Source organism: Bacteriovorax sp. BAL6_X (genome assembly GCF_000443995.1).
Taxonomy (GTDB): domain Bacteria; phylum Bdellovibrionota; class Bacteriovoracia; order Bacteriovoracales; family Bacteriovoracaceae; genus Halobacteriovorax_A.
This window is the reverse complement of record NZ_AUMC01000006.1, coordinates 22,140-43,311: the sequence shown is the minus strand read 5'-3', so window position 1 is coordinate 43,311 and position 21,172 is coordinate 22,140. Positions and strand designations below refer to the sequence as shown.

Annotated in this window: 19 protein-coding genes; 13 read left to right on the top strand and 6 right to left on the bottom strand. The window is 36.6% G+C overall.

Annotated elements, in window-relative coordinates; translation table 11 throughout:
• Window positions 1-41: 41 nt before the first annotated feature.
• Entirely contained in the window at window positions 42-1,952 is a 1,911-nt protein-coding gene (locus tag M902_RS04640; protein ID WP_021266823.1) for an ABC-F family ATP-binding cassette domain-containing protein, read from the bottom strand.
• A gap of 131 nt (window positions 1,953-2,083) precedes the next feature.
• Between M902_RS04640 and M902_RS04635 the strand changes: the two genes are divergently transcribed.
• From M902_RS04635 to M902_RS04610, 6 genes are read left to right on the top strand one after another with little or no spacing between them, the layout of a single operon-like run.
• The gene (locus M902_RS04635; RefSeq protein WP_021266697.1) at window positions 2,084-3,232 is read left to right on the top strand and encodes a hypothetical protein; all 1,149 of its coding nucleotides are present in this window, start codon (window positions 2,084-2,086) and stop codon (window positions 3,230-3,232) included.
• 25 nt (window positions 3,233-3,257) lie between these two features.
• Window positions 3,258-4,697 carry an NAD(P)/FAD-dependent oxidoreductase gene (locus tag M902_RS04630; RefSeq protein WP_021266562.1) on the top strand — a complete coding sequence of 480 codons (1,440 nt, stop codon included), beginning with the start codon at window positions 3,258-3,260 and terminating at the stop codon, window positions 4,695-4,697.
• An 18-nt stretch (window positions 4,698-4,715) separates the two neighbouring features.
• Window positions 4,716-5,456, top strand: coding sequence for a 3-oxoacyl-ACP reductase FabG (fabG, locus tag M902_RS04625; RefSeq protein WP_021266760.1), 741 nt, complete (start codon window positions 4,716-4,718; stop codon window positions 5,454-5,456).
• Window positions 5,456-5,857, top strand: coding sequence for a 3-hydroxyacyl-ACP dehydratase FabZ (gene fabZ / locus M902_RS04620; protein ID WP_021266642.1), 402 nt, complete (start codon window positions 5,456-5,458; stop codon window positions 5,855-5,857). The genes fabG and fabZ overlap by 1 nt, the downstream gene beginning before the upstream one ends.
• A gap of 9 nt (window positions 5,858-5,866) precedes the next feature.
• Window positions 5,867-6,649, top strand: coding sequence for an enoyl-ACP reductase (locus M902_RS04615; protein ID WP_021266580.1), 783 nt, complete (start codon window positions 5,867-5,869; stop codon window positions 6,647-6,649).
• A gap of 42 nt (window positions 6,650-6,691) precedes the next feature.
• The gene (locus M902_RS04610; RefSeq protein WP_021267083.1) at window positions 6,692-7,846 is read left to right on the top strand and encodes a hypothetical protein; all 1,155 of its coding nucleotides are present in this window, start codon (window positions 6,692-6,694) and stop codon (window positions 7,844-7,846) included.
• On the opposite strand, the gene M902_RS04605 is transcribed toward M902_RS04610, so the two are convergent.
• The gene (locus M902_RS04605) at window positions 7,843-8,271 is read right to left on the bottom strand and encodes a hypothetical protein (RefSeq protein WP_021267085.1); all 429 of its coding nucleotides are present in this window, start codon (window positions 8,269-8,271) and stop codon (window positions 7,843-7,845) included. The genes M902_RS04610 and M902_RS04605 overlap by 4 nt on opposite strands.
• 48 nt (window positions 8,272-8,319) lie before the next feature.
• Here M902_RS04605 and M902_RS04600 point away from each other — a divergent pair, with 48 nt between their 5' ends.
• The 3 genes from M902_RS04600 (at window position 8,320) to M902_RS04590 (ending at window position 12,953) form a co-directional block, all read left to right on the top strand.
• The gene (locus tag M902_RS04600; RefSeq protein ID WP_198011867.1) at window positions 8,320-9,996 is read left to right on the top strand and encodes an ABC transporter ATP-binding protein; all 1,677 of its coding nucleotides are present in this window, start codon (window positions 8,320-8,322) and stop codon (window positions 9,994-9,996) included.
• Entirely contained in the window at window positions 9,996-11,801 is a 1,806-nt protein-coding gene (locus M902_RS04595; RefSeq protein ID WP_021266925.1) for an ABC transporter ATP-binding protein, read from the top strand. Before M902_RS04600 ends, M902_RS04595 begins: the two co-directional genes overlap by 1 nt.
• A gap of 96 nt (window positions 11,802-11,897) precedes the next feature.
• Complete coding sequence (locus M902_RS04590) at window positions 11,898-12,953, top strand: methyltransferase domain-containing protein (protein WP_021266811.1); 1,056 nt, start codon at window positions 11,898-11,900, stop codon at window positions 12,951-12,953.
• A gap of 6 nt (window positions 12,954-12,959) precedes the next feature.
• Here the strand turns inward: M902_RS04590 and M902_RS04585 are convergent, their stop codons facing one another.
• Together M902_RS04585 and M902_RS04580 are read right to left on the bottom strand one after the other, a co-directional pair.
• The gene (locus M902_RS04585) at window positions 12,960-13,997 is read right to left on the bottom strand and encodes a Ppx/GppA phosphatase family protein (RefSeq protein WP_021266948.1); all 1,038 of its coding nucleotides are present in this window, start codon (window positions 13,995-13,997) and stop codon (window positions 12,960-12,962) included.
• The gene (locus M902_RS04580; RefSeq protein WP_021266891.1) at window positions 13,984-15,159 is read right to left on the bottom strand and encodes a DNA cytosine methyltransferase; all 1,176 of its coding nucleotides are present in this window, start codon (window positions 15,157-15,159) and stop codon (window positions 13,984-13,986) included. The genes M902_RS04585 and M902_RS04580 overlap by 14 nt, the downstream gene beginning before the upstream one ends.
• Before the next feature lie 161 nt (window positions 15,160-15,320).
• Between M902_RS04580 and M902_RS04575 the strand changes: the two genes are divergently transcribed.
• The 3 genes from M902_RS04575 to mnmA are packed head-to-tail and all read left to right on the top strand — an operon-like array spanning window position 15,321 to window position 19,014.
• Window positions 15,321-16,694 carry a tRNA methyltransferase gene (locus M902_RS04575; protein ID WP_021266979.1) on the top strand — a complete coding sequence of 458 codons (1,374 nt, stop codon included), beginning with the start codon at window positions 15,321-15,323 and terminating at the stop codon, window positions 16,692-16,694.
• Entirely contained in the window at window positions 16,695-17,843 is a 1,149-nt protein-coding gene (locus M902_RS04570) for a M28 family metallopeptidase (protein WP_021266961.1), read from the top strand.
• Window positions 17,844-17,868: 25 nt separating this feature from the next.
• Window positions 17,869-19,014: a tRNA 2-thiouridine(34) synthase MnmA gene (mnmA, locus tag M902_RS04565; RefSeq protein WP_021267129.1), complete on the top strand. Its 1,146-nt coding sequence runs from the start codon at window positions 17,869-17,871 to the stop codon at window positions 19,012-19,014.
• Here mnmA and M902_RS04560 read toward each other — a convergent pair.
• Complete coding sequence (locus M902_RS04560; RefSeq protein WP_198011866.1) at window positions 19,003-19,725, bottom strand: Fic family protein; 723 nt, start codon at window positions 19,723-19,725, stop codon at window positions 19,003-19,005. The genes mnmA and M902_RS04560 overlap by 12 nt on opposite strands.
• Window positions 19,691-20,233: a hypothetical protein gene (locus tag M902_RS04555; protein ID WP_021266975.1), complete on the bottom strand. Its 543-nt coding sequence runs from the start codon at window positions 20,231-20,233 to the stop codon at window positions 19,691-19,693. The genes M902_RS04560 and M902_RS04555 overlap by 35 nt, the downstream gene beginning before the upstream one ends.
• A gap of 568 nt (window positions 20,234-20,801) precedes the next feature.
• Here M902_RS04555 and M902_RS04545 point away from each other — a divergent pair.
• Complete coding sequence (locus tag M902_RS04545; RefSeq protein WP_021266608.1) at window positions 20,802-21,131, top strand: hypothetical protein; 330 nt, start codon at window positions 20,802-20,804, stop codon at window positions 21,129-21,131.
• Window positions 21,132-21,172: the final 41 nt, after the last annotated feature.

Here is a 21,172-nt window from a genome sequence, read left to right as displayed (position 1 = left end):
CTCTAGGAAGTAGCCACTCTTATTTGGCAGTTGGAAACTATTTATGATAACAGCTCAAAAAGTTCTTCAATTTTTTCATTTAGAACACTCTTTTTTTGATTTAGCCCTGCAATCAATTGGTTCTTTTCATCATCCATATTTGAATAGTCAAAGCGTGATAAAAGCTCGTCAATTTTTGAAATTTGTTCTTCAATATCCATGATTTCAGCTTCAACTTTATCTGTATCAACTTCAGGTTTGTTTTCAACTTTAATTTCTTCAACTGCTTGAGGCCTAACTTCTTGCTCGTTTTGCTGATTCTCAAGATCTTTTTCAATCTCGCGGGCCTCTAAATATGGACGTACAAAAGTAAATCCACTTGAAAACTTTGTGACTGATTGTTTTTCAATTAACCATACACGATTTGTGATATTTTCTAAGAATGATCGATCGTGAGATATGATAATAACTGTACCCTGAAACTCAGAGAGCTTTTGTTCTAAAATTTCAATCGACTCAATATCAAGATCGTTTGTTGGCTCATCAAAGATCCAAATATCCGCTTCGTTCTTTAGGTTTAGTGCCAATTGTAGTCGATTTAGCTCTCCTCCTGAAAAACTAGAAAGAGGACGATGAAGTTCACCGCGATCAAAGAGGAAGTTTTGAAAATAACTGGCGACATGGATTGAGCGGCCATTTTTGAAATGAATAAAGTCTTCACCTTCACCAAGTAGGTCATATGGTGATTTTGTTAAGTCAAACTCATCTCTTTTTTGTGAAAAAAGACAGACCTTTAAATCATCTGCTCTTTTGATAATTCCGCTTGTGTTTGTAAGACGGTCTGCAACTAATTTCATAAGTGTTGACTTACCGGCCCCGTTCTCTCCGAGAACACCAATTTTATCGCCTTTAAAAATTGAAAGATTTATCCCATTAAATAATGGGGCATGATTTTCAAAACCAAATGAAACATCTTTTAATTGGACAAGTTGTTTTGTCTTTCGATTGCTATCATTCATTGCAAGATCAAGTTGACTTCGTGCCTGATCTTTTAGTTTTTGAACTGCTTTAGATAGGTCGTTAAAGTTTTCAACACGCTTCTTTGAGCGTGTCCCGCGGGCCTTGATTCCCTGGCGCATCCAAGCCGTTTCGCGCCTAAGTGAGTTCTTCAGTTTCGTTAAAGAGTTTAATCGCATTTCTTCTTGTGCGGCCGTAAACTCTAAGTACTCTGCGTATGTTCCTTTGAAAGGTGAAACAATTCCTGCATGTATATGAAAAATCTTCGTCGTAACTTTTGAAAGTAAGTATCTATCATGGGAGATGATTACGTGAGTCTTATTTGACTTCATGATCTCATCTTCAAATTGTTCAATGGTTTCAAAGTCTAAGTGGTTAGTTGGCTCATCCCATAGAATGAGATTTTCCTTAGCAGTAAGGCCAAGACTTAGTTGAATCTTTTTCTGTTCTCCACCTGATAATCCTTTCACCTTCAGATGAAGATCAGTTAGGCCAAAGGCCTTTATGTAACTTTCATAGTTGTTTTTGAGCTCCCAATAATTTCTATGCTCAAGCTCTTCCATGATATTATTTTGCTGCTCAAGACCTTTGTCTGTTGATAAGTCTAGAGCAACTAAATCATCATTAAGTTTTTTAAATTCACGATATTGAAAATAAAAATATTCAGCAATAGTGATATCGTCATTAGGTATCGTAAAGTTTTGATCAACTTTGAATACATTAAATTCGAGAGTCGCTCCCTGTGCCTTAGTGGCCTTTTCAAATGTAAATGGGGGCGTTGATGAATCTGGTGCTAATTCTTCATTTATAATCTTTAGAAGTGAAGACTTTCCCATACCGTTTAGGCCTATGAGACCAATTTTGTCCCCGTGCTCAATATAGAATTGTGCGTTATTGAAAATGACTTTCTGCCCAAAGGCAAGATTGATGTTTTTTAAGTTGCAAAGGATCGACATGTGTCAAATCTAACCTATTTTTAGTCATTTGGCCCAAAAAATTCTTATCCATTTTCTAGCCGAAATGATGCCTCTTAGGTATGATGATGCCTTTAATAACACATACTTTCACTTATTTCGGGGTAAATATTATGAAGAATTTATTTAAAATAGCATTGGCCGCTTTCGCAATGTTCAATGCACAAGCAAGTTACGAATTGTTAGCAAGTAGTGGTGAATTAAAACTTAATCTTCCTGATCAAACATTTTGGATCAGTACATCTCTTAGGTTAGAGAACTCAGGTAAAGTTTGTTTTTCTCTTAGTGGTGCAGACAACGGGATTTCTAAATACGGAATTCTTTGTGGTAATCATGGCGATAATGTGAAGCTTTATGCTGGAAATGGTGATGAGGCCATTAGTGAATTCTATCTTTTTAATGATGGATCAACAGGACAAGATCACGTCGTTTTCGCACCTAATAATGGCTATGAACACACTGGCATTTATACGATCAACTTAGAAACAGGTAAGCGTATTGAACATGAAAATTTCGAAGGGATGTTTACCGGTGTTTCTGGTGTTGCCATGAATAGTGAAGATACTCTGGTATATCGTCATTCTTTTGGAACAAGCAAAGCAAAAGTTGTGATGAAGAACCTTGATGGTCAAAAAGATGTGTTTACAAGCTTTACTAAAGAAATGGGATATATCTTTTCTCCTGTAATGGCCGGCAATTTTGTTCTAACAAAAGTGAGAATGGGAGAGTCTACTGCTGAGTCTCAACCAGATCGCCTCTACCTTTACAATATTAAAAAGGGTAGCCGTCAAATTGTTATGCAAGATAGAGATGGACAACCATCTTCAAAAATTAAAGCGATTCAAAACCAATACACTGTGAATAAAAATGGTGATATTGCAGTTTGGGCACAAACAAGTGAAGGTGTAAAATTATTTGCTTCTAAAAATGGAATCGTTAAGCCTATTTTAACTTTAGGAAAAGTTATTTCTAAGTTTGACGGCTTTGCTCCTTCAATGAACGCAAATGGAGATATCATTATCCGTGGCTATGATAAGGCCGGTGTTGCGGCGATCTTTACATACAGCAACGGACAGTGGTCAAAGCTTATTGGCGAAGGAGATGCTCTTTCGTTCAATGGTATCGATTATGAAGTTGTTGATGCAACGACTTCGCCATTTGTTCATGCTCCACGTATTAACGATAACGGTACCGTTGCATTTATTGTTTATGTAATTAATCCAAAAACAAAAAAATTATCAACAATGGTATTAAAGAAATAAGTTGATAAAAAAGAAAAGTTAAAAAATGGCATTACTGAAAAAGAAAGATTCGATTACAAAGTTTTATGACGTTATTATTGTAGGCTCAGGTCTTGCAGGGATGACGGCCGCTAATAAATTGGCCAAAGATGGAAGAAGTGTACTTCTTCTTGAGGCCCATAATAAATTAGGTGGCTTTGCTACTTGGTTTAGACGTCCAACAAATGAAGGTGAAAGACATATTTTTGATATCTCTCTTCATGGTTTTCCTGTTGGGATGATTAAGACATGTCGCCGATATTGGTCAAAAGATATCGCTGACTGTATTGAGCGTGTAGATAAGATTCGTTTTATCAATCCACAGTTTGAGATTGATACTGATTTTACTAAAGAAGACTATATCAATATCATGGTTGAAAAGTTTAATCTTGAGCGTGATTACGTTGTAGGTTTCTTTAACGAACTTCGCGCCATGAATTTTTATGATGATGAGGCCATGACGAATGGCCAGTTATTTGAAAAATATTTTCCTGGTCGAAACGATGTTGTTCGTTTTTTACTTGAACCTATTGCTTACGCTAATGGTTCAACTCTTGAAGATGAGGCCATTACATTTGGAATTGTTTTTTCTAATTTCATGAATAAAGGTGCCTATATCTTTAGAGGTGGTACGGATAAGCTTATTGGGATGATGAAAGATGAACTTCTTGCCAATGGTGTTGATATCAAACTTCATGCAAAAGTCGATGAAATCTTAGTTGAAGATAATGTCGCAAAAGGCGTGCGTATCGGAGAAGAAAAGGTATTATCGAAATCAGTACTATCTAACTCTGCTCTCTATAATACGATCTTTAAGATGACTCCAAATGCGAATTATTCTGAAAAATTTGCTAAAGAAGCAAAGGCCGTAAGAGTAAACTCGTCTTCATGTCAGGTTTTTATGGGACTTAAAGAAGGAGAGTCGATTCCAAATATCGGTGAGCTGATCTTTTACTCAAGCTCTGATAAGTTTGATACAAATCTTCTTTTATCACCTAATGCATACTCTCAGACATTCTCAATTTATTACCCTGAAATGAGAAAGCATATGAAACAAAAATATGCGGTTGTTTCAAGTATAAATGCTCGCTACGAAGATTGGATGCACTTAAGTGACGAAGAATATAAAGAACGAAAAGACTATCTTGCACAGAATGCTCTTGATACGATGGAAAAACTTGTTCCTGGCTTTAAGGACAAGGTTGAACATGTAAATGTTTCTTCTCCTCGTACTGTTGAGAAGTATACACATCATCACTTTGGTTCTTCGTTTGGAACAAAGTTTGAAGGACTCGCTGTATCTAAAGAGCTTCCAAATGAAATAAAGGGCCTTTTTCATGCAGGCTCTGTTGGGATTATAATGTCTGGTTGGCTTGGGGCCGCAAACTACGGTGTTATCGTAGGACATGACTTAAATACTTACTTAGATAAATCTAGCGAAAAATAAAAATTAAAAGGAATTAATATGTTTGATTTTAAAGATCAGGTTGCAATTGTTACTGGTGGAACTCGTGGGATTGGCCGTGGAATCACTGAAGCTTTCTTAAAAAGTGGAGCACGAGTTATCGCTACTTATGCTGGTAACCACGATGCTGCTAATGCATTTAAAACAGAGCTAGGCGCAATGGGCGAAAACCTCTTTCTTGAAGCCTTTGATGTTTCAAATGCGACAGAAGTTGAAGCTTTTTGGAATCGTATGAATGAGCAATTTGATCAAATACACATTCTTGTAAATAACTCAGGTATCAGAAAGGATAATCTTTCTCCAATTATGCCAGATGAAGATTGGGCCCGTGTCCTTGATATTAACTTAACGGGAACATTTCTAATGACAAAAAGAGCAGTAAATCACTTTCTTTCAAAGAGATACGGCCGAATCATTAATATGAGTTCTGTTGGTGGAAGTCTTGGCCTTCCTGGCCAAGCAAATTATGCGGCATCCAAGGCCGGACAAATTGCCATGAGTAAATCAATCTCTAAAGAAGTTGGTAAGAAAGGGATTACAATTAATAATGTATGTCCAGGCTTCATTGAAACAGAGTTAATTGCAGATCTACCTGCTGAGCAAGTTAAAGAGTACAAGAAGCAAGTTCCTTTAAAAAGGTTTGGAAAGGTTTCAGAAGTTGCACATGCTGTACAATTTCTAGCATCTAAAGAAGCTGCCTATATCACAGGTGCATCACTTGAAGTTACAGGTGGGCTTTAATGAATGTAAAAGACCTTATTCCACAAAGAGCGCCATTTCTATTTGTCGATAAGATTATAGAAAGAGAAGGTAATAAAATTGTAACAAGTTATCAGGTCACTGGTGATGAGGACTTTTTTAAAGGTCACTTCCCTGGAAACCCAATTATGCCTGGTGTTCTTCTACAAGAGGCGCTATTTCAATCGGGGGCCTGTCTAATGGCCACTGGTTCTGATGGTGGGCTTGGTGTCGTTGCTAAAGTATCAAATGCAAAATTTAAAAATATGGTTCGTCCTGGTGATGAATTGGTGATGGAGGTTGAACTTACTGAACAAATCTCTAATGCTTTCTATTTTAAAGGGAAGACTAAGGTTGCTGGTAAGATGGTACTTTCTATCGAATTTACATGCGCAAAAGTATAAAGGTATAAAGTGAGTTTTTTAAATTTTGAAAATAAATTATTTCTAATCACTGGTGTTGCAAATAAGAAAAGTGTTGCTTACTTCAGTGCTAAAACAATCATCGATAATGGTGGAAAATGTATTTTCACTGTCCAAAGTGAGGATCACCAAGCAAAACTTTCAAAGCTTTTTCCTGAATCGAAGAGTTACCTTGTTGATGTAACTAGTGATGAACAGATTAAGGCCCTTGCCCTTGAACTAAAAAAAGATGAAGTGAAGTTAGATGGAATGCTACATTCAATTGCATTTGCAAATTTAGCAAATCCTAAACCTTTTCATGAGACTTCCTGGGAAGACTTTGCACAAGCGACTCAGATTTCTTCTTTCTCATTAGTTCAGTTATCAAATGAATTATCATCTCTTTTTAATCAAGATGCTTCAGTTGTGACTATTTCAATTTCTGATACAAAGGCCACTTCATATGGTTATATGGGCCCTATTAAATCAATGCTTGAAACAACTTGTTCTTACTTAGCAAAGAGTTTTAGTGAGTTTTCAAGAGTGCGTTTTAACAGTGTTTGTTCTGGCCCATTAAAAACTTCTGCGTCTGCAGGAATTCCTGGCTATATTGATAATTATATCTTTGCAGAAAAGCTTACGATGAGAAAGGAAGCACTTAAAACACAAGAAGTTGCCAACACGGTAGCTTTCTTATTATCAAATGCTTCAAGTGGAGTTAATGCTGCAGGTATTTTAGTCGACTGCGGAATGCGCTCTAACCACTTTGATCAATCGGTTGTTTCCGGTAAATAAGTCCATACAATCCGTTTGTTCTTTTTAAGCTATAATAGGGGAATGAAGTTTATATTCCCCTTTTTTATTTCACTGGGCCTCTTTGCCAACCCTACATTCAATTCATATTGTAAGAAGGTTAGTTTTGATAAAGATGAATCAATTTACAATGAAATTGCAAGGCTCAAGGTCGATCTTGCTAACTCAAAGCCAATAGCTGCTGTTGCAGATGAAGCGCTTGGAAGTTTAATCGCTAAAAAGAGTCCTGTTGTGACTAGTTGGATTAAACGAAGAAAACTCGATGTTAACGATCCCGTCAATGTGGCCAAACAGTGGCGTCTTTATTATATCGAAAATATCGTTCTTTCATCTGGAACATTCAAAGAACGTCCAAAGGTTATTCAGGACTTACTTGATAAAGAGTTAAGTAAGGTTTTTTCTGAGCTTTATACTAAGAACAAAGTTGCTTTATTAGAAAATACTTTTAAGTTGGCCAAGAAAAGTGCCCTTTCTGTTTTGAAGATTCAGCTAGGTAATTCTAAGGCACTTAATGAAATTGAGAATAAAGTTAAGGCAATTAACATCTTTATACCAAAGAAAGTCTCTGGTACTAAGGTGGCGCAAGCTCCCCGAGATTTCTTAGAATGGGGTTTTTCTTATGATCCGAAATCTAATGAAATTAATATTGGTCTTGAAGGATTAAATTTTGCTTATGCCAAGTATCGCTCAACTTTAGTAAGTCTAATGGCCCATGAGATTGCTCACTCATTTGATAGTTGTCGCTACTCAGGCTTCTATAAGAGTCAGAACCCTTTTGAATCAATTCAAAAATGTTTAAGGAACTCCACAAGTGCTGGTGCCAAGTATAGAGACGACTCACAACTAAACTTCCTAGTTCAAAATAAAGTATTAACTAAAGAGGTAGGAGAGAATATCTTAGCAAATCCTACTTGTAATCGTTCCCTCTATCCTCTTCCTGGAAAGCAAAGAGATCAACTTGATGAGATTTTTGCGGACTGGTTTAGTGCTGAAGTCGTTGCACATAGTGGTATTGCTATTGATAATTTACGAAGTGAACTTTGTTTAGATAAAGAGTTAAGGAAGGGCTCTTCTTACGTTTCTAATAAGAGAAGGTTAACTTCTATTTATTTAACTCAGCCAACGATTGCTAAGAAGTTAAAAATAATTGAAAATGAGTATCGTCATTGTTCACACTAAGGTTTTTGAAGATATTTTTCAAAGACTTGTATACGTTGCAAAATCTTATTTGATAAATCGAGTAGTGATTGATCAATATTTTGCTGTAGGTTTCTAAAATCGGCCTGCATCTTCTTGACGTCATCAGCATGCTTTAGTTCTAGCTTATTTAGGCGATCTTCGATAACTTTGAGGCCGTCCATATTTGTTTCTTTATTCTTAAGTTCTTCAATCTGGGCCTTAAGAGACTTAAGCTCCTTACCCATTTTATCATCCATTCCAGTTTCAACTCGATTAATTTCATCTCTGATTTTTTTAACGTAGTTTTCAAGTGCATCAATTCTAAATATTTTTGCATTACCTGGTCCTGAATCGAACTCCGCAAGTTCGGCGTAGATTGGTGATGTGATAAAAAATATTAACAATAAAAGAATATGAAATTTCATTTTTAAATCATATAATATTTTACAATGACTATGCACTATAAAATTTGGTTGAATTATTTACGCCGCAAAAAATCAGCTTACTTCTTAGGAATTATTTCAATAGTAGTTTGTAATATTTGTCAGGTATTTTACTCTCGTGCCATGGGTGATGTCGTAGATTTCTTTACGAATAAAACCATGCCTTCTTGGACAATTGATTATTTTATTAAGGGTGATGATTTAAGGCATAAGTTCTTCTATATTTTCTCTGTTGTCTTATTCTCAAGAGTAATGCTCTATTTTGGCCGCGTTGGTTGGCGTGTCTTTCTGGGGAGACAAACACATCATGCTGGTGGCTTCTTAAAAGACGATATCTGGCAAAATGCTCAATACTTTTCAATGGACACACTTGTTAATAAATATCCTAAGGGAATTCTTATGAGTGCTGCCAATAGTGATGTTGGACAGGCCCGTTTTATATTTGGCTTCACTCTAGTAGGTGCTGCAGATGTACTGTTTTTAGGCTTATTTACTGTTGTTTCTCTCTTTATGATTAATATTCATATTACAATTATTTCTGTACTGGCCTTATTAGTTGTACCAATTCTTGTTCGCTATATTTCAACAATTGAAATGGAGCGCTACGATGTGGCCCAAGATTATCTTTCATATTTTAATGATGAAACTTCAAAGGCCATCTCAACAGTGAGGCTTCAAAAACTCGGAAATACGGCCTTCTTCTGGTATAAGCGTTTATTTGCTGGTGCTCAAAAGTATCGTAAAATGCGACTAGAGGCCAATAACACTTCAATGCTCTATATTCCTTCTTCAGGACTAGCATCATTTGCAACTTATATTATTTTATTTACTTATGGTTTTAGTATTCTTATGAAGGGTGAAATTACTGTTGGTGAGTTTGTAGCTATTCAAGGTCTTGTACTTCTTCTACAAGACCCACTTATGGAGCTTGGCTATATTATTTCAGACTGGAGAAAGTCTTTCACTTCTCTAAGACGTCTGGCCGAAATCTATACTCATTTAAAAGAAGAGTACTTACTAGATAAGAAAGTCGATCATGAGCTAACTGGTGATACGGTTTTTAATCTCAAGAACTTGAGTTTTAAATATGATGAAGAACACGATATTCTTTCAAATATTAATCTTGAAGTGAAGCGTGGTATGCGTATCGGAATTATCGGTCAGATTGGTACTGGAAAAACGACTCTCTTAAATATTCTAAGTGGACTTGAACGAGATATTCGTGGAGAGGTGACTTTCTTTGGCCGACCTTTTAATGAGTATGGCCATAAATTCTTAAGAACTCATATTACAATGGTTCATCAAAAGTCATTTCTCTTTGCTGACTCTATTCGAAATAATATTTTAATGGACCAAGATTTTGATGATGAGGTTCTATGGCAAGTTTTAGAAATAGCAGGTCTTAAGAGCGATATTGAAGGCTTTGATGACGGCCTTGATACACAACTTGGAGAGTGGGGGGTTAACCTTTCAGGTGGCCAAAAGCAGAGACTGACTCTAGCGCGTGCCCTTGTGAGAAAACCAAAGATTCTACTATTAGATGACTGTTTATCAGCAGTGGACACAGTTACGGAAGAAACAATTTTATCAAATATTAATAACTACCTGCCTGAGTCAACTCTCGTTTGGGTTGCTCACAGACAATCAACTCTTAAGTATTGCGAAAAAGTGATTAATTTAGATCGTATTGAAGCAGGGGCCGAGTAATGAGTGATGCAAAACAATTTCTAGCACAAGATGATCAAGAGGAATCGAAGCACAAAGAGCAAGGACATTCGGCCTTAAAGACAACAGCATTTTTGTTTAAGTTTGCCAAAGGACATCGTCTTAAAATTCTAGTGTCGATTCTTATGCTTGTCACATTTACTGTTTTCTCAATGCTTTCAGGTCATGCCCTTGGGGTGTTAGTTGGTGAAGGACTTGCCAAATCAGATTGGGAGCTTGCCAAAAAATGGGCCGTTTATGTTCTAGCTCTTGAGTTGGGTGGTGTTCTTATCCACTACGTTGGCCGTCGTTACTTAATTGTGCAAACGAGCTATGTCATCTTAAAGATTAGAGATCGTCTTTTTCAAAAGCTATCTCACTTACCTCTAAAGTTTTTTGATTCATGGCCTCAAGGTAGAATTGTCACACGTATGACTCACGATGTGGAAGGAATTGAGAAATTCTTTACAAGCTCTCTTGGACGCCTGGCCATTTCTGTTTTAATGATTATTTCATCTGCAACAGCAATGCTTATAACTGATTTTAAAATTGGATTAATGGTTATCTCAGGGATGATTCCTGCGGTCATCTTTCTAGTTGTTACACGTGATAAAATCGGATCACTTAATAGGGCCATTAGTAAGTACTCATCAAATATAAATTCAAAACTTTCGGAGTATATTGATGGAATCCATGTCATTCGCTCTTTTGGGGTAGAAGATTGGTCTTATGATAATTTTAAGTCAGCTGTTAATGAACAACAGGTTGTACAATTAAGCGCAAATTCATACTACGCTCTAACTATGCCAATGTTGTCTTTTCTATGTGGGCTTCCACTTTTAATTCTAGTTTGGTTTGGTGGGAATGCTTACTTAGATGGCACACTTACTCTGGCACTCTTTATCGCTCTAATGCGCTATTGTGAGAGGTTCTTCTGGCCAGTTCTTTCTCTCTTTAGAGAGATGGCCAATATTATTACGGCCTTCACAAGTGTAAATCGTGTAGCTAATTTTATTGAAGTCGAAACGGAAAGAGAAGTCTTTGATCAATATGATAATAGACATCACAAGATCAATGGTGAAATTGAGTTTAAAAACGTCATTATGGGCTATAACGATATCAGTACGGCCTTAAATGATATTTCATTTAAAATTCACAAGGGTGAAAGGATTGGGATCGTTGGGCCAACTGGTTCTGGAAAAACGACGGCGGTTGCTGTTCTTTCTCGTCTTTATGATTATCAAAAAGGTGAGGTTTTAATCGATGGCCAAAATCTCAAAGAGTTAGATATTGATCACTACCGTGATCAGATTGGTATCGTTTCACAAGATGTTATTATTTTTGATGGAACACTTAGAGAAAACCTCTCGGTAAATCCAGATTTAACAGATAAGGATATCCTTTCTATTTGTGATAAGACAGGAATGAGTAAGGTCATGAGTTATTCAAAACTTATGTTAGATAGTGTCTTAAAAGACGGTGGCTCCAATCTGTCTGCAGGTGAGAAACAAGTGATCTCTCTTACGCGAGTATGTTTACAAAATCCTAATATTTTAATTCTTGATGAGGCCACAGCACATGTTGATCCTTACTTTGAAAAAATACTTCATGATGGAATTCATAATGTGATGGAAGGTAAGACATCATTCTTCATTGCTCACAGACTCGATACAATTAAAGAATGTGATAGGATTTTAGTTTTCAAAGATGGAAAATTGGCCGAATTCGATACTCCTGATAGTCTAATGCTACAAAAAGGGATCTTTTATAACCTCACACAAGCGACTAGCTCTAATAATGGCCTCTAATTTTACTTAGGGCCATTATAAAGCTATGATCTAATTACTTTAATAAGCTCATGCTTAGCAACCATGATCGTTTTAGTTAAACACCATGGAGACGCTATGAGTATATCTGAATTAATATTCTTAAATTTATTAGAAGGTAAGAAAGGTGATACGACTGATTTTTCACCTGTACAACTTGCATCTCTCTACACAAACTCTGCTTTCTTAGTGACGGTTATGGACTTTCTTAAAGATGAGCTTTGGTTGCAAAAACAAGAAGATAAAAAATATGGGCAAGTGACTTCTTATAAGAATTTCATAACGCCACTTTTTGATGATGAGTTAGAGGCCGTCTCTTTCCTTAGTGAATTCCTAGTTGAAAGTGGGCCAAGTAAATTAAAAGATATAAAGAAGCGTTCTAAAAATATTGAAACTAAGATCTTAGAATCAATCATTGATAAAGCTGGATCAGAACAGAAAGAATTTCTTATTCACTCTTTAAATACAATGAGTGACTTCTTTATCAAAGAAGAAAAAGACCAGGAAGGGCGCTCTCAAGGCATGGGACATCTCGGCCCTAATCTTTATCGAACTTTTGATAATCTCGATGATATATTTGACCTTAATTATAATCTCGATCAAGAAATGGAATATGACCATAAAACAAAAGAGCGACTTTATCAAAGGGCAGGTGTTGGTGTTCAGTCTGGTTATTCCACGATCTTACTCGCGCTTCATCAAATTAACGCTGATACGGGGAGCACTATTGTAGACCTTGGTTCTGGTTATGGACGTGTCGGCCTAGTTTGCTCTCTTGTCAGGCCTGATCTAAATTTTGTCGGTTATGAATATGTTCCTCATCGTGTTGAAATTTCTAATAATGCTTGTGAGGAATTAGGCCTAGAAGATAATTTAGTTTTTAAAGTTCAAGACCTTTCTCTTCAGTCTTTTTCAATTCCTGTTGCTGATATTTACTATCTCTATGATCCATTCTCTAAAGAAACATATGAATATGTCTTGGATCAAATCTTAAAAATAAGTCGTCAAAAAGAAATAACTATTGTCACTAAGGGTAATGCTAATATTTGGCTAAGGGGTTTGGCCGAAGAAAATGGTTGGCCCTCACCGACAATTGTCGATGAAGGTAACCTTTGTATATTTAAGTCAAATTGAAAGTAATTAATTCCAGAAAGCTGGATTGATAAGTAGTCCATGGGCCATATTAACTTTAATAGGCTTTACTTCATCAACCTTAAGCGTTTGCATGAAGCCCAGAACAAGTGCCATATTTGTTACATCTGTTGATGCATACTTGCTGTTAATTTCTTTGTCAGTAAGCTTTGCTCTTTCAAGAAGCTTTGCTAGTAGTGTTGATTGATTGTAGACACGATTTGCTTTTTTGAATTGACCACCGATGCTGAAATAGTGAACTCCACCTACGCCATATACTTGATAATCTTTTAAATTTCCAAAGTCAGTAAGTTGATCCTTTGCTGTAACTCTAGCAAGGTCCATGGCCTTAAGAGCACGCTCTTCCTTCAACGGGTTTGGTGTCTTTGTACCTTTTGGATAAAACTCTTTAAGAACGAGGTTTTTAAAAGTCACTGATGCAACTTTTAAAAGCGCAACTTGTGTCTTTTCACCTTTTGCATCAATTGGCTTAGTGATTTGCATACTTCCACCACCAATATCCCAAATTGCAATAGGTGGTTTTTGGGAAACATTCATTGACTTAAGTTTTGAAAGTGCTGCTGAATATGCAAACTTTGCTTCTTGCTCTTGAGCGATAATCTCTAGGTCAACTCCCGTTTGCTCTTTTAATAGATCAGCGACATCACCACCATTGTCCGCCGTACGGAATGCAGATGTGGCCACAGCTCTAATATCATTTGCACCTTCACTCTTTGCTAGGTACTTGAACTCGTCAAAAACATCTCTTAGACGATTTTGCATTTCTTCATTAAATTCATTGTCATCTGATGCTTGTAGCTGATCTTTAAGAGGAACAGCTCTTTGTGCCTCAAAAAGAATCCCCTCAACCATACCACGGCACGTATCTACAAGTCCGACAACTAATTTAGTCGAACCTGAACCAAGGTCGATGGCCGCTCTCTTTGTGTGACAATTTGTTGTCTCAAGTTTTACTGATTCTGTATGACTTGCACAAGATAGGCTAAGTAGAAGTAAAAATAATGTCGAGATTCTAGCGATAGACAAATGCTCCTCCTCGGACATCATCAATTATAGACTTAACTTTTGTTTTCTTTTTCACTTTACCGTCTACTGCTGTTTTTAGATAAGCATTGTACATTTTCTTAATTGCGCTACCAATGGCCTTACCCATAAGCGGCGGAACGGCATTCCCAATCTGTCTCCACTGAGCAGAGATTGGCCCGCAGAATTCAAAGTGATTTGGAAAGCTTTGAATCTTTGCTGCTTCTCTTTGAGTAAGATAACGATGCTCTGTTGGGTGGTAGTAGCTATGTCGGTGAGTCATGATTGTTGGAGATACACTCTTTGAGTCAAGTCTCTGGTACTTCGTTTGTCTAAAGCGTCCTTCACGCATTGTCTTCCAGTCTACACCTAGTTTTAAAGATGGCGTAAGGTACATTTTTTCATCTTTTTCGTAACGAATACCTTTTCCTTCAGGAATACGCTTAATACGTTTTAAATCTAGTTTAGATTTAATTTTTGCACTATCAAGATCGTGATTTAAGATTTCACCTTTCTTTGTTTCAATATCACTTAGGGCCTCACCAACAGTTACTGGTGGACGAAAAGTCTTTGCAATGATTGTATCATGTGTAATTTTTGGAAATTCAACTTTTTCGTTAATACGGCTACCAATGAAAATTGTACGACGTCTCTTCTCTGGTACACCATAGTTTTGTGAACTCATGACTTTTACATCAAGGTTATAACCTAGAGAGTTGAATTTTTTAAATATTGCTTTGAGAGTGGACTCATTCTTCTTTGCAAGAAGACCGGTTACATTTTCGATAACAACAAACTCTGGATTTGTAAGCTTAACAACTCTTACGAATTCAAGAAATAACTTATTTCTAATATCATCAGGGTTTCCTGGCCCAACTGTTGAGAAACCTTGGCATGGAGGGCCTCCAACAACTAGATTAACTTCAGTATCGCCAAGAACTTCTTTAATTTTCTTATTTGTAAGCTTTGAAATATCACCACAATATGGGAAAGCTTTTTTATGATTTAGTGCGAATGTATCCATAGCGTGCTTATTAAAGTCAATTCCCATGACACATTCAAAGCCTGCCATCTCAAGTCCACAAGAGAAACCTCCTGCACCTGAAAAGATATCAATAAATTTTAGCTTCTTGCTTCTTTTACTATTACCCTTACTCGTTTTCATAATTTGTGTTGTGTCCTCGTGTGTTATTGCGTCGTGAATGAATATTATCTGATTTTGCGTTGAGTTATGTCAATGAATATATGAGGCTTTTAGTGGGATAAAGTTAGCGATATAATTAAATTTACCCTGTTTAAATTTTCAAAATCACTTATAATTTAATTATGCAATTCACTAAGAATGAAATGAAGAAGGAGAGGATTATCGTCGGTATGGACGGCGGTATAGACTCGGCCGTTACTGCACTGCTTTTAAAAAAGCAGGGCCATGAATGTATTGGTGTAAATATCTCATTTTTCGAGCGCATTACTAGTGATGATGAATTACTGGCCGAACAGTTTAAGGCCAAGTTAACTCCTGAGGGAAAGCTACCAGAAGAATTATCTGGAGATGAAGAACAGCTTGAGGCCTTTAGGCACTACGAAAAAATCATATGGTTACAAAAAATAAATAATATTTTTGCACCGTGGGCCAGTGAATCAGAAGAAAAAATTCGCGATATTTGCCGTTTGATTGGAATTCCCTTCTATGTGACAAGCGCTTCAAGTGCTTTTGAGCAAAGAGTTATTTCAAAATTACTTGAAGGCCGTATTGGAGGCGTCTGGGTCAACCCATCAATTGATAAAGCGACGCTCGTTTTGGAAACGCTCCATTCTAAGCTTGCTGCTCTAAAAGCAACAAGAATTGCAACGGGCCATTACTGTAGGGTGGTTCCGGTTCAAAACCGCTTTGTTTTGAGTGCTCCAAATGATCCAGAGAAGAATGATTGTCATTTATTGACTCAAGCTAGTGATGAAATAATGTCGTATCTAACTCTACCCTTGGCCGATTTGAAGACTTCTGAGGTCGATAAAATCGGACAGCTTGTTGATTCGAAAACGATTAGTCGAGTGCAACATGATAAGAAGGCGCAACTAAGAGCTCATGCCTATACAAGCGAAGAAATCATAGAATTAACTGATCGCTATATTGCACGAGGCTTTATAAAAGAAAATACAATCTATCTTCATGACGATGACAGTGTCATCGGTGAGCATAAAGGCCAGCACCAATATTACTTAGGGCAAACGCAGTATAAGACTTTCGATAACAAACCGAAGGTTCCTGATAGCAAAATTGTAACCATTAATATGTCTCGTGGTTTTATCTACGTCGCAAAGGCAAAAGAATTAACATTTGAGCGTATTGTTGGAAATCACTTTGTTAATTATGAAGTTGTGGACACTTCAAAGCCAGTAGAGTGTTACTGTCGTATTAGCTCATCAGGTGATGCTTATAAAGGAAATCTTTATCTATTAAATAATGGCAACATATATTTTGATCTACATGATAAGGCATCTGGTATCCTCTTTAGGGGGGATCATTTTATCTTTCTAACTAAGAATGGGCCAAGCGCTAAAGTTATTGGTCATGCCAGAATTATTCAAACTGGACAATTCATAGAAGGTGAATTCTACCGTCTTCCACTAAATAAGAAACAAAAAGAACAAAATGAAGAAGCACAATCTCGTCCAAAGAAAAGAGAACTAGGGTTTTAAATGAAGTATTTAATTATCGCATTATCAATGTCACTTTCTGTGACAGCTAAAGAATTTAAAAATTTTAAAGACACATATAAACTTTCTAAAAGTAAAAGATCTCCAAAGAAATTACGCTCTCTTTATTATGCTGTTTCAAAGAATTCTGAAAAAGATATTGGGGCACTTATCAATAGTTTTGTTAAAGAAACAAGGCCGAATCGCTTTGTAGGTACAAGTGGACACAAAACAGCTCAGGACTATATTGTTAGCTATATCGAAAGTAATGTACGAAAAAATAACACTTCTCTTAAAACAGTTAAGTTTGTTCCGGATATTGAATATGCAAAAGAACTCTTTAGGAAGGACTTGGCCGCATCAAAAGATAAATTGAGTGCTGTTAATTTAAAGAAGTGGCAAAGGCTTACTAATGAGAGAATCCAGCAAGTTGATGGACTCAAGTCCACAAATGGATACAATATCGTCTGGGAAAAAAAGGGGATAAAGAATCCAAATGAAGTCATCGTTGTCGGTGCTCATTACGATACTGCTGCTTATGACTTAAAGAATTTTAAGGTTGTAAACAAAGGACGCCAGCCTGGTGCAGATAATAATGCTTCAGGTGTTGTTGCTGCCTTGAGCTTAATTAATATCCTTGCAGAGCTTGACCTGCAAAAAACTGTTCGCGTGGTTTTCTTTGATTATGGTGAAAATGGTTTTTTAGGTTCATATGATTATGTAAAGAACCTTAACCTAGAAAAAGATATTCGTGTCTATTCCTATGTTGAACTCGTTATGCTTGGTTACGATACATTGACGCAAGATAAAGAGCAGAAGCTAGGAAATATGAAACTATATTATTCTCCTGCAAGCTCTGGCCTTCACAAGGCCGAAAAGTCTATCGCCCAAAGATTCTATGGTAAATCTTCTGAAGGAACTTTCCGTGTGGACTTTAAGGTGAGTCCTTATGATTTTGTCTATGGTGATAATACGTCATTTCAAAAGTTTAATATCCCTAGTGTTGTCTTTACACAAAATTGGGAGAGTGATTCAAATGCGACACGCATCCATACGCCAGCGGATCATGTGAACTCACTCAATATTAAGACTTTACATCACGCCACTAATAATATTGCCATGTCCATTGCTTCATGGGCACTAGACCTCTAGTACGTAAATGTGCTAAATAAGGCTCATGGAAAATGTAGGAAACGGAAAAACTGTCATTGTCGGAATGAGCGGAGGAGTGGACTCTTCTGTATGTGCTGCTTTACTAAAAGAGCAGGGCTACAACGTCATTGGTATGTTCATGAAAAACTGGGAAGAGCAAGATGAAAACGGAAATTGCAAGGCATCTCTTGAATTTGAAGATGTTGTGGCCGTTTGTGAAAAACTTGATATCCCATACTACTCGGTAGACTTTGTAAAAGAGTACCGTGATAACGTCTTTGCAAACTTCCTAGAAGAATACGAACAAGGCTTTACTCCTAACCCTGATATACTTTGTAATCGTGAAATCAAATTCAAGGTCTTCTTTAACAAGGCCATGGAACTTGGTGCAGATTATCTTGCAACAGGACACTACTGTCAGACAAAGAAAATAGATGGAAAGTCTAAGCTTATTAAAGGCCTAGATAATAATAAGGATCAAACTTACTTCTTATATACGATCAAATCAAAAGTACTTGATAAGGTGCTCTTTCCTGTCGGCGCCATTGAAAAGCCGCAAGTTAGAGAGATTGCAAAGAAGTATGATCTAATCACTCACGATAAAAAAGATTCAACAGGAATCTGTTTTATTGGTGAGAGAAATTTCAAAAACTTCTTATCAAATTATATCCATATCAAAGAAGGGGACTTTGAACTTCTTGATGGAACTAAAGTAGGCCGCCATAGCGGTAGTGCCTTTTATACCATTGGCCAAAGAAAGGGCCTAGGACTTGGAGGTCCTGGTGAGCCTTGGTTTGTAGTCGGTAAAGACACTGAAAGAAATGTTGTTATCGTTGAACGTGGTGAAAAGCATGGTGCTTTATACGCTGACTTCTTAACGGCCACTGACCTGTCATGGGTTGATGAAGACTTTAGGCCACAGGTGGGAATGAAGTTAAAGGCCAAGATTCGCTATCGTCAAAAAGATCAAGAATGTACAATTTCTGAAGTCTCTGAAGACTTTGTCAGAGTTGACTTTGATATTCCTCAACGTGCCATTGCTAAACGCCAGTCTATTGTCTTCTATACTAATATAGAAGGTGAGGAAGTGTGTCTTGGCGGTGGAATGATTAAAGAAGCCGGGCCAACTTATTATGAACAAGGTATTGAGCTACCAGACTCAAATGTCTAAGACAATTTCATAACTGCGCTTTATTGCTTTTAAGAAACTAAGATATTTATCTTCTTTATTTACCTTTCTTTCCTCAAGCATCTGTGCCACATGGGAGCGTACACTCGATTGGAAGCATAAGGGAAGTTTTCCGTTTTGCATGAGTATATAGTCAGCGCAAAGCCTTGAAGTTCTACCATTTCCATTTTCAAAGAAATGAAGACTTACGATCCATTGATATAGGTGAAAGGCCCTCTCATAAAAGCACATATCGACATCACTTAAGAGGTTTCTTATAAGAAGTGCTTTTGCTTTCTCTAGATATTGTGGCCTTATAAACTCGATGCCACCGCCGTAGATAGGAGTTTCTCTGATTTGTGAATTCTTAGCATTGTAGATGGAGTTAATTTTCGTGATGATCTCAAAACTAAGCTTGTTTTCATCTTGTATACAACTGCTGATGTAACGATTGGCCTCATCCCACCTTGCTAAGCTATCATCAATAGCTCTTGAAGCAGTGTTAGAAGAGAGCAGGCGAGATTTAGCAAGCTTCGTCCAATTAGGATTCGTCGATGCAATTAAGCGAGTTTCTAATTGTCCGATCTCACGAATAACTTCTTTAAATACATCCCCTTGACTTTGATCAAGGGGAGTTAACAAATATTCTAGAACTTCTTTTGAATTCACAAATTTCTTTCTATTTCTTAGTTTGAATGAAGAAAGCGTCTTCATAATCATCTTGTGAAAATACATACTTAAGATTCTTAATGAGAAGAACTTTCTCATCTCCGATATTCTCAAGAATCATTTCTGTATTGGCGTAATCACTTTGGCAATTAAGTGATGAATCACAGTTATATAGCTTGAACCTTTTATTTGTTAAACGATCAACACGGAATTCACTTTCAGAGCTTACAATATATCCATCTTCAAATACTTTATGAAGAACCAAGAAATACTCCATTTTTAATTCATCATCAGTATGAGTCATCGTTTCATCACTATTGTCTCTAATCTCGATTGCCCATTTGAATTTACGATAGTGTTTTGTGGCATCATTAAGGTCTTGGTTATAAGTCCAATAATGACCATCGAAAGATCTATTAGACTCAAATGATAAATTGGCCAAAGTTTCGTACTTTGAATGCATTTGCGCTTTGACTTCTGTAATCTCTTTTGCTTGTAGATTTACTACAGGGTTCATCATAATTAACGATGTTAATAGAATCTCTTTTTTCATTTTGCACCTCACATACTTGATTAATGAGGCTTATATATGATGTATTTATTTATATTAGAAATAGTATTATGGAATAGTTATTATACTAAATTGATATATATTGATTACCACAGGCTTGGGTCATTAAGATCGTCTAATTTCCCCTTTTTCTTCTTCAAGTGTTCTTTTTGTTCAAAGAAACTACAATCGGATCCACTAGATTGGCGTACGAGAATATAAGGCATATTTGTGGATTTCATATTAAATTTACGACATCCGCGAGGAGCATCCTTGTCCCATGTACTAAAGTAATATTTGCATTGCATACAGTTGATTCTTTTCACTCCAATATTGTACCACGCTCATGATATCTCGCAAGTTAGGTCCTAAATAAAATGTGACTAAGTGTTTGATATTGCGAGTGAAATTTGTCTAATGAACACCTTGGCTGACCAAACAATTGACGTTCACTTTTTATAACCTTCCAAATTTACATGGGATATCCCAAAAAATCTTGGCCTAGGTTATGCTTTATAAATAGCGAGAACAATTGAACGCTATAAATGCTTATTATGAGGAATTGAAATTAATGAAACAAATTGAATCAAACACAAAATCAGAAAACGATGTTCTAGTGATGTTTCCAGCATCAAAACACTTTCCTGTAGAAGATCGTACTGCTAAAGCACCGACACCTCTAAATAAGCTTATTGAAGAATTTGAAGAACAGGTAGCTTTAGAGCAGGAAAAAGAAAAAAGACCAGTCATGAATATCCCTTCTAAAGAGGGAATCGAATCAATCAAAACTCGCCGCTCATGTAATACGGCCATTGAAATCCGACTTGCGGCCCTTGAAGAAATTGAGCAACGCCTAAAGTTTTATCTTGATGATATTGGAACTGCTAAAAGAAAAGTCTAAAGACGTTATTGAGCTAGCTCATTGCTGTTTCAAAATTGAGA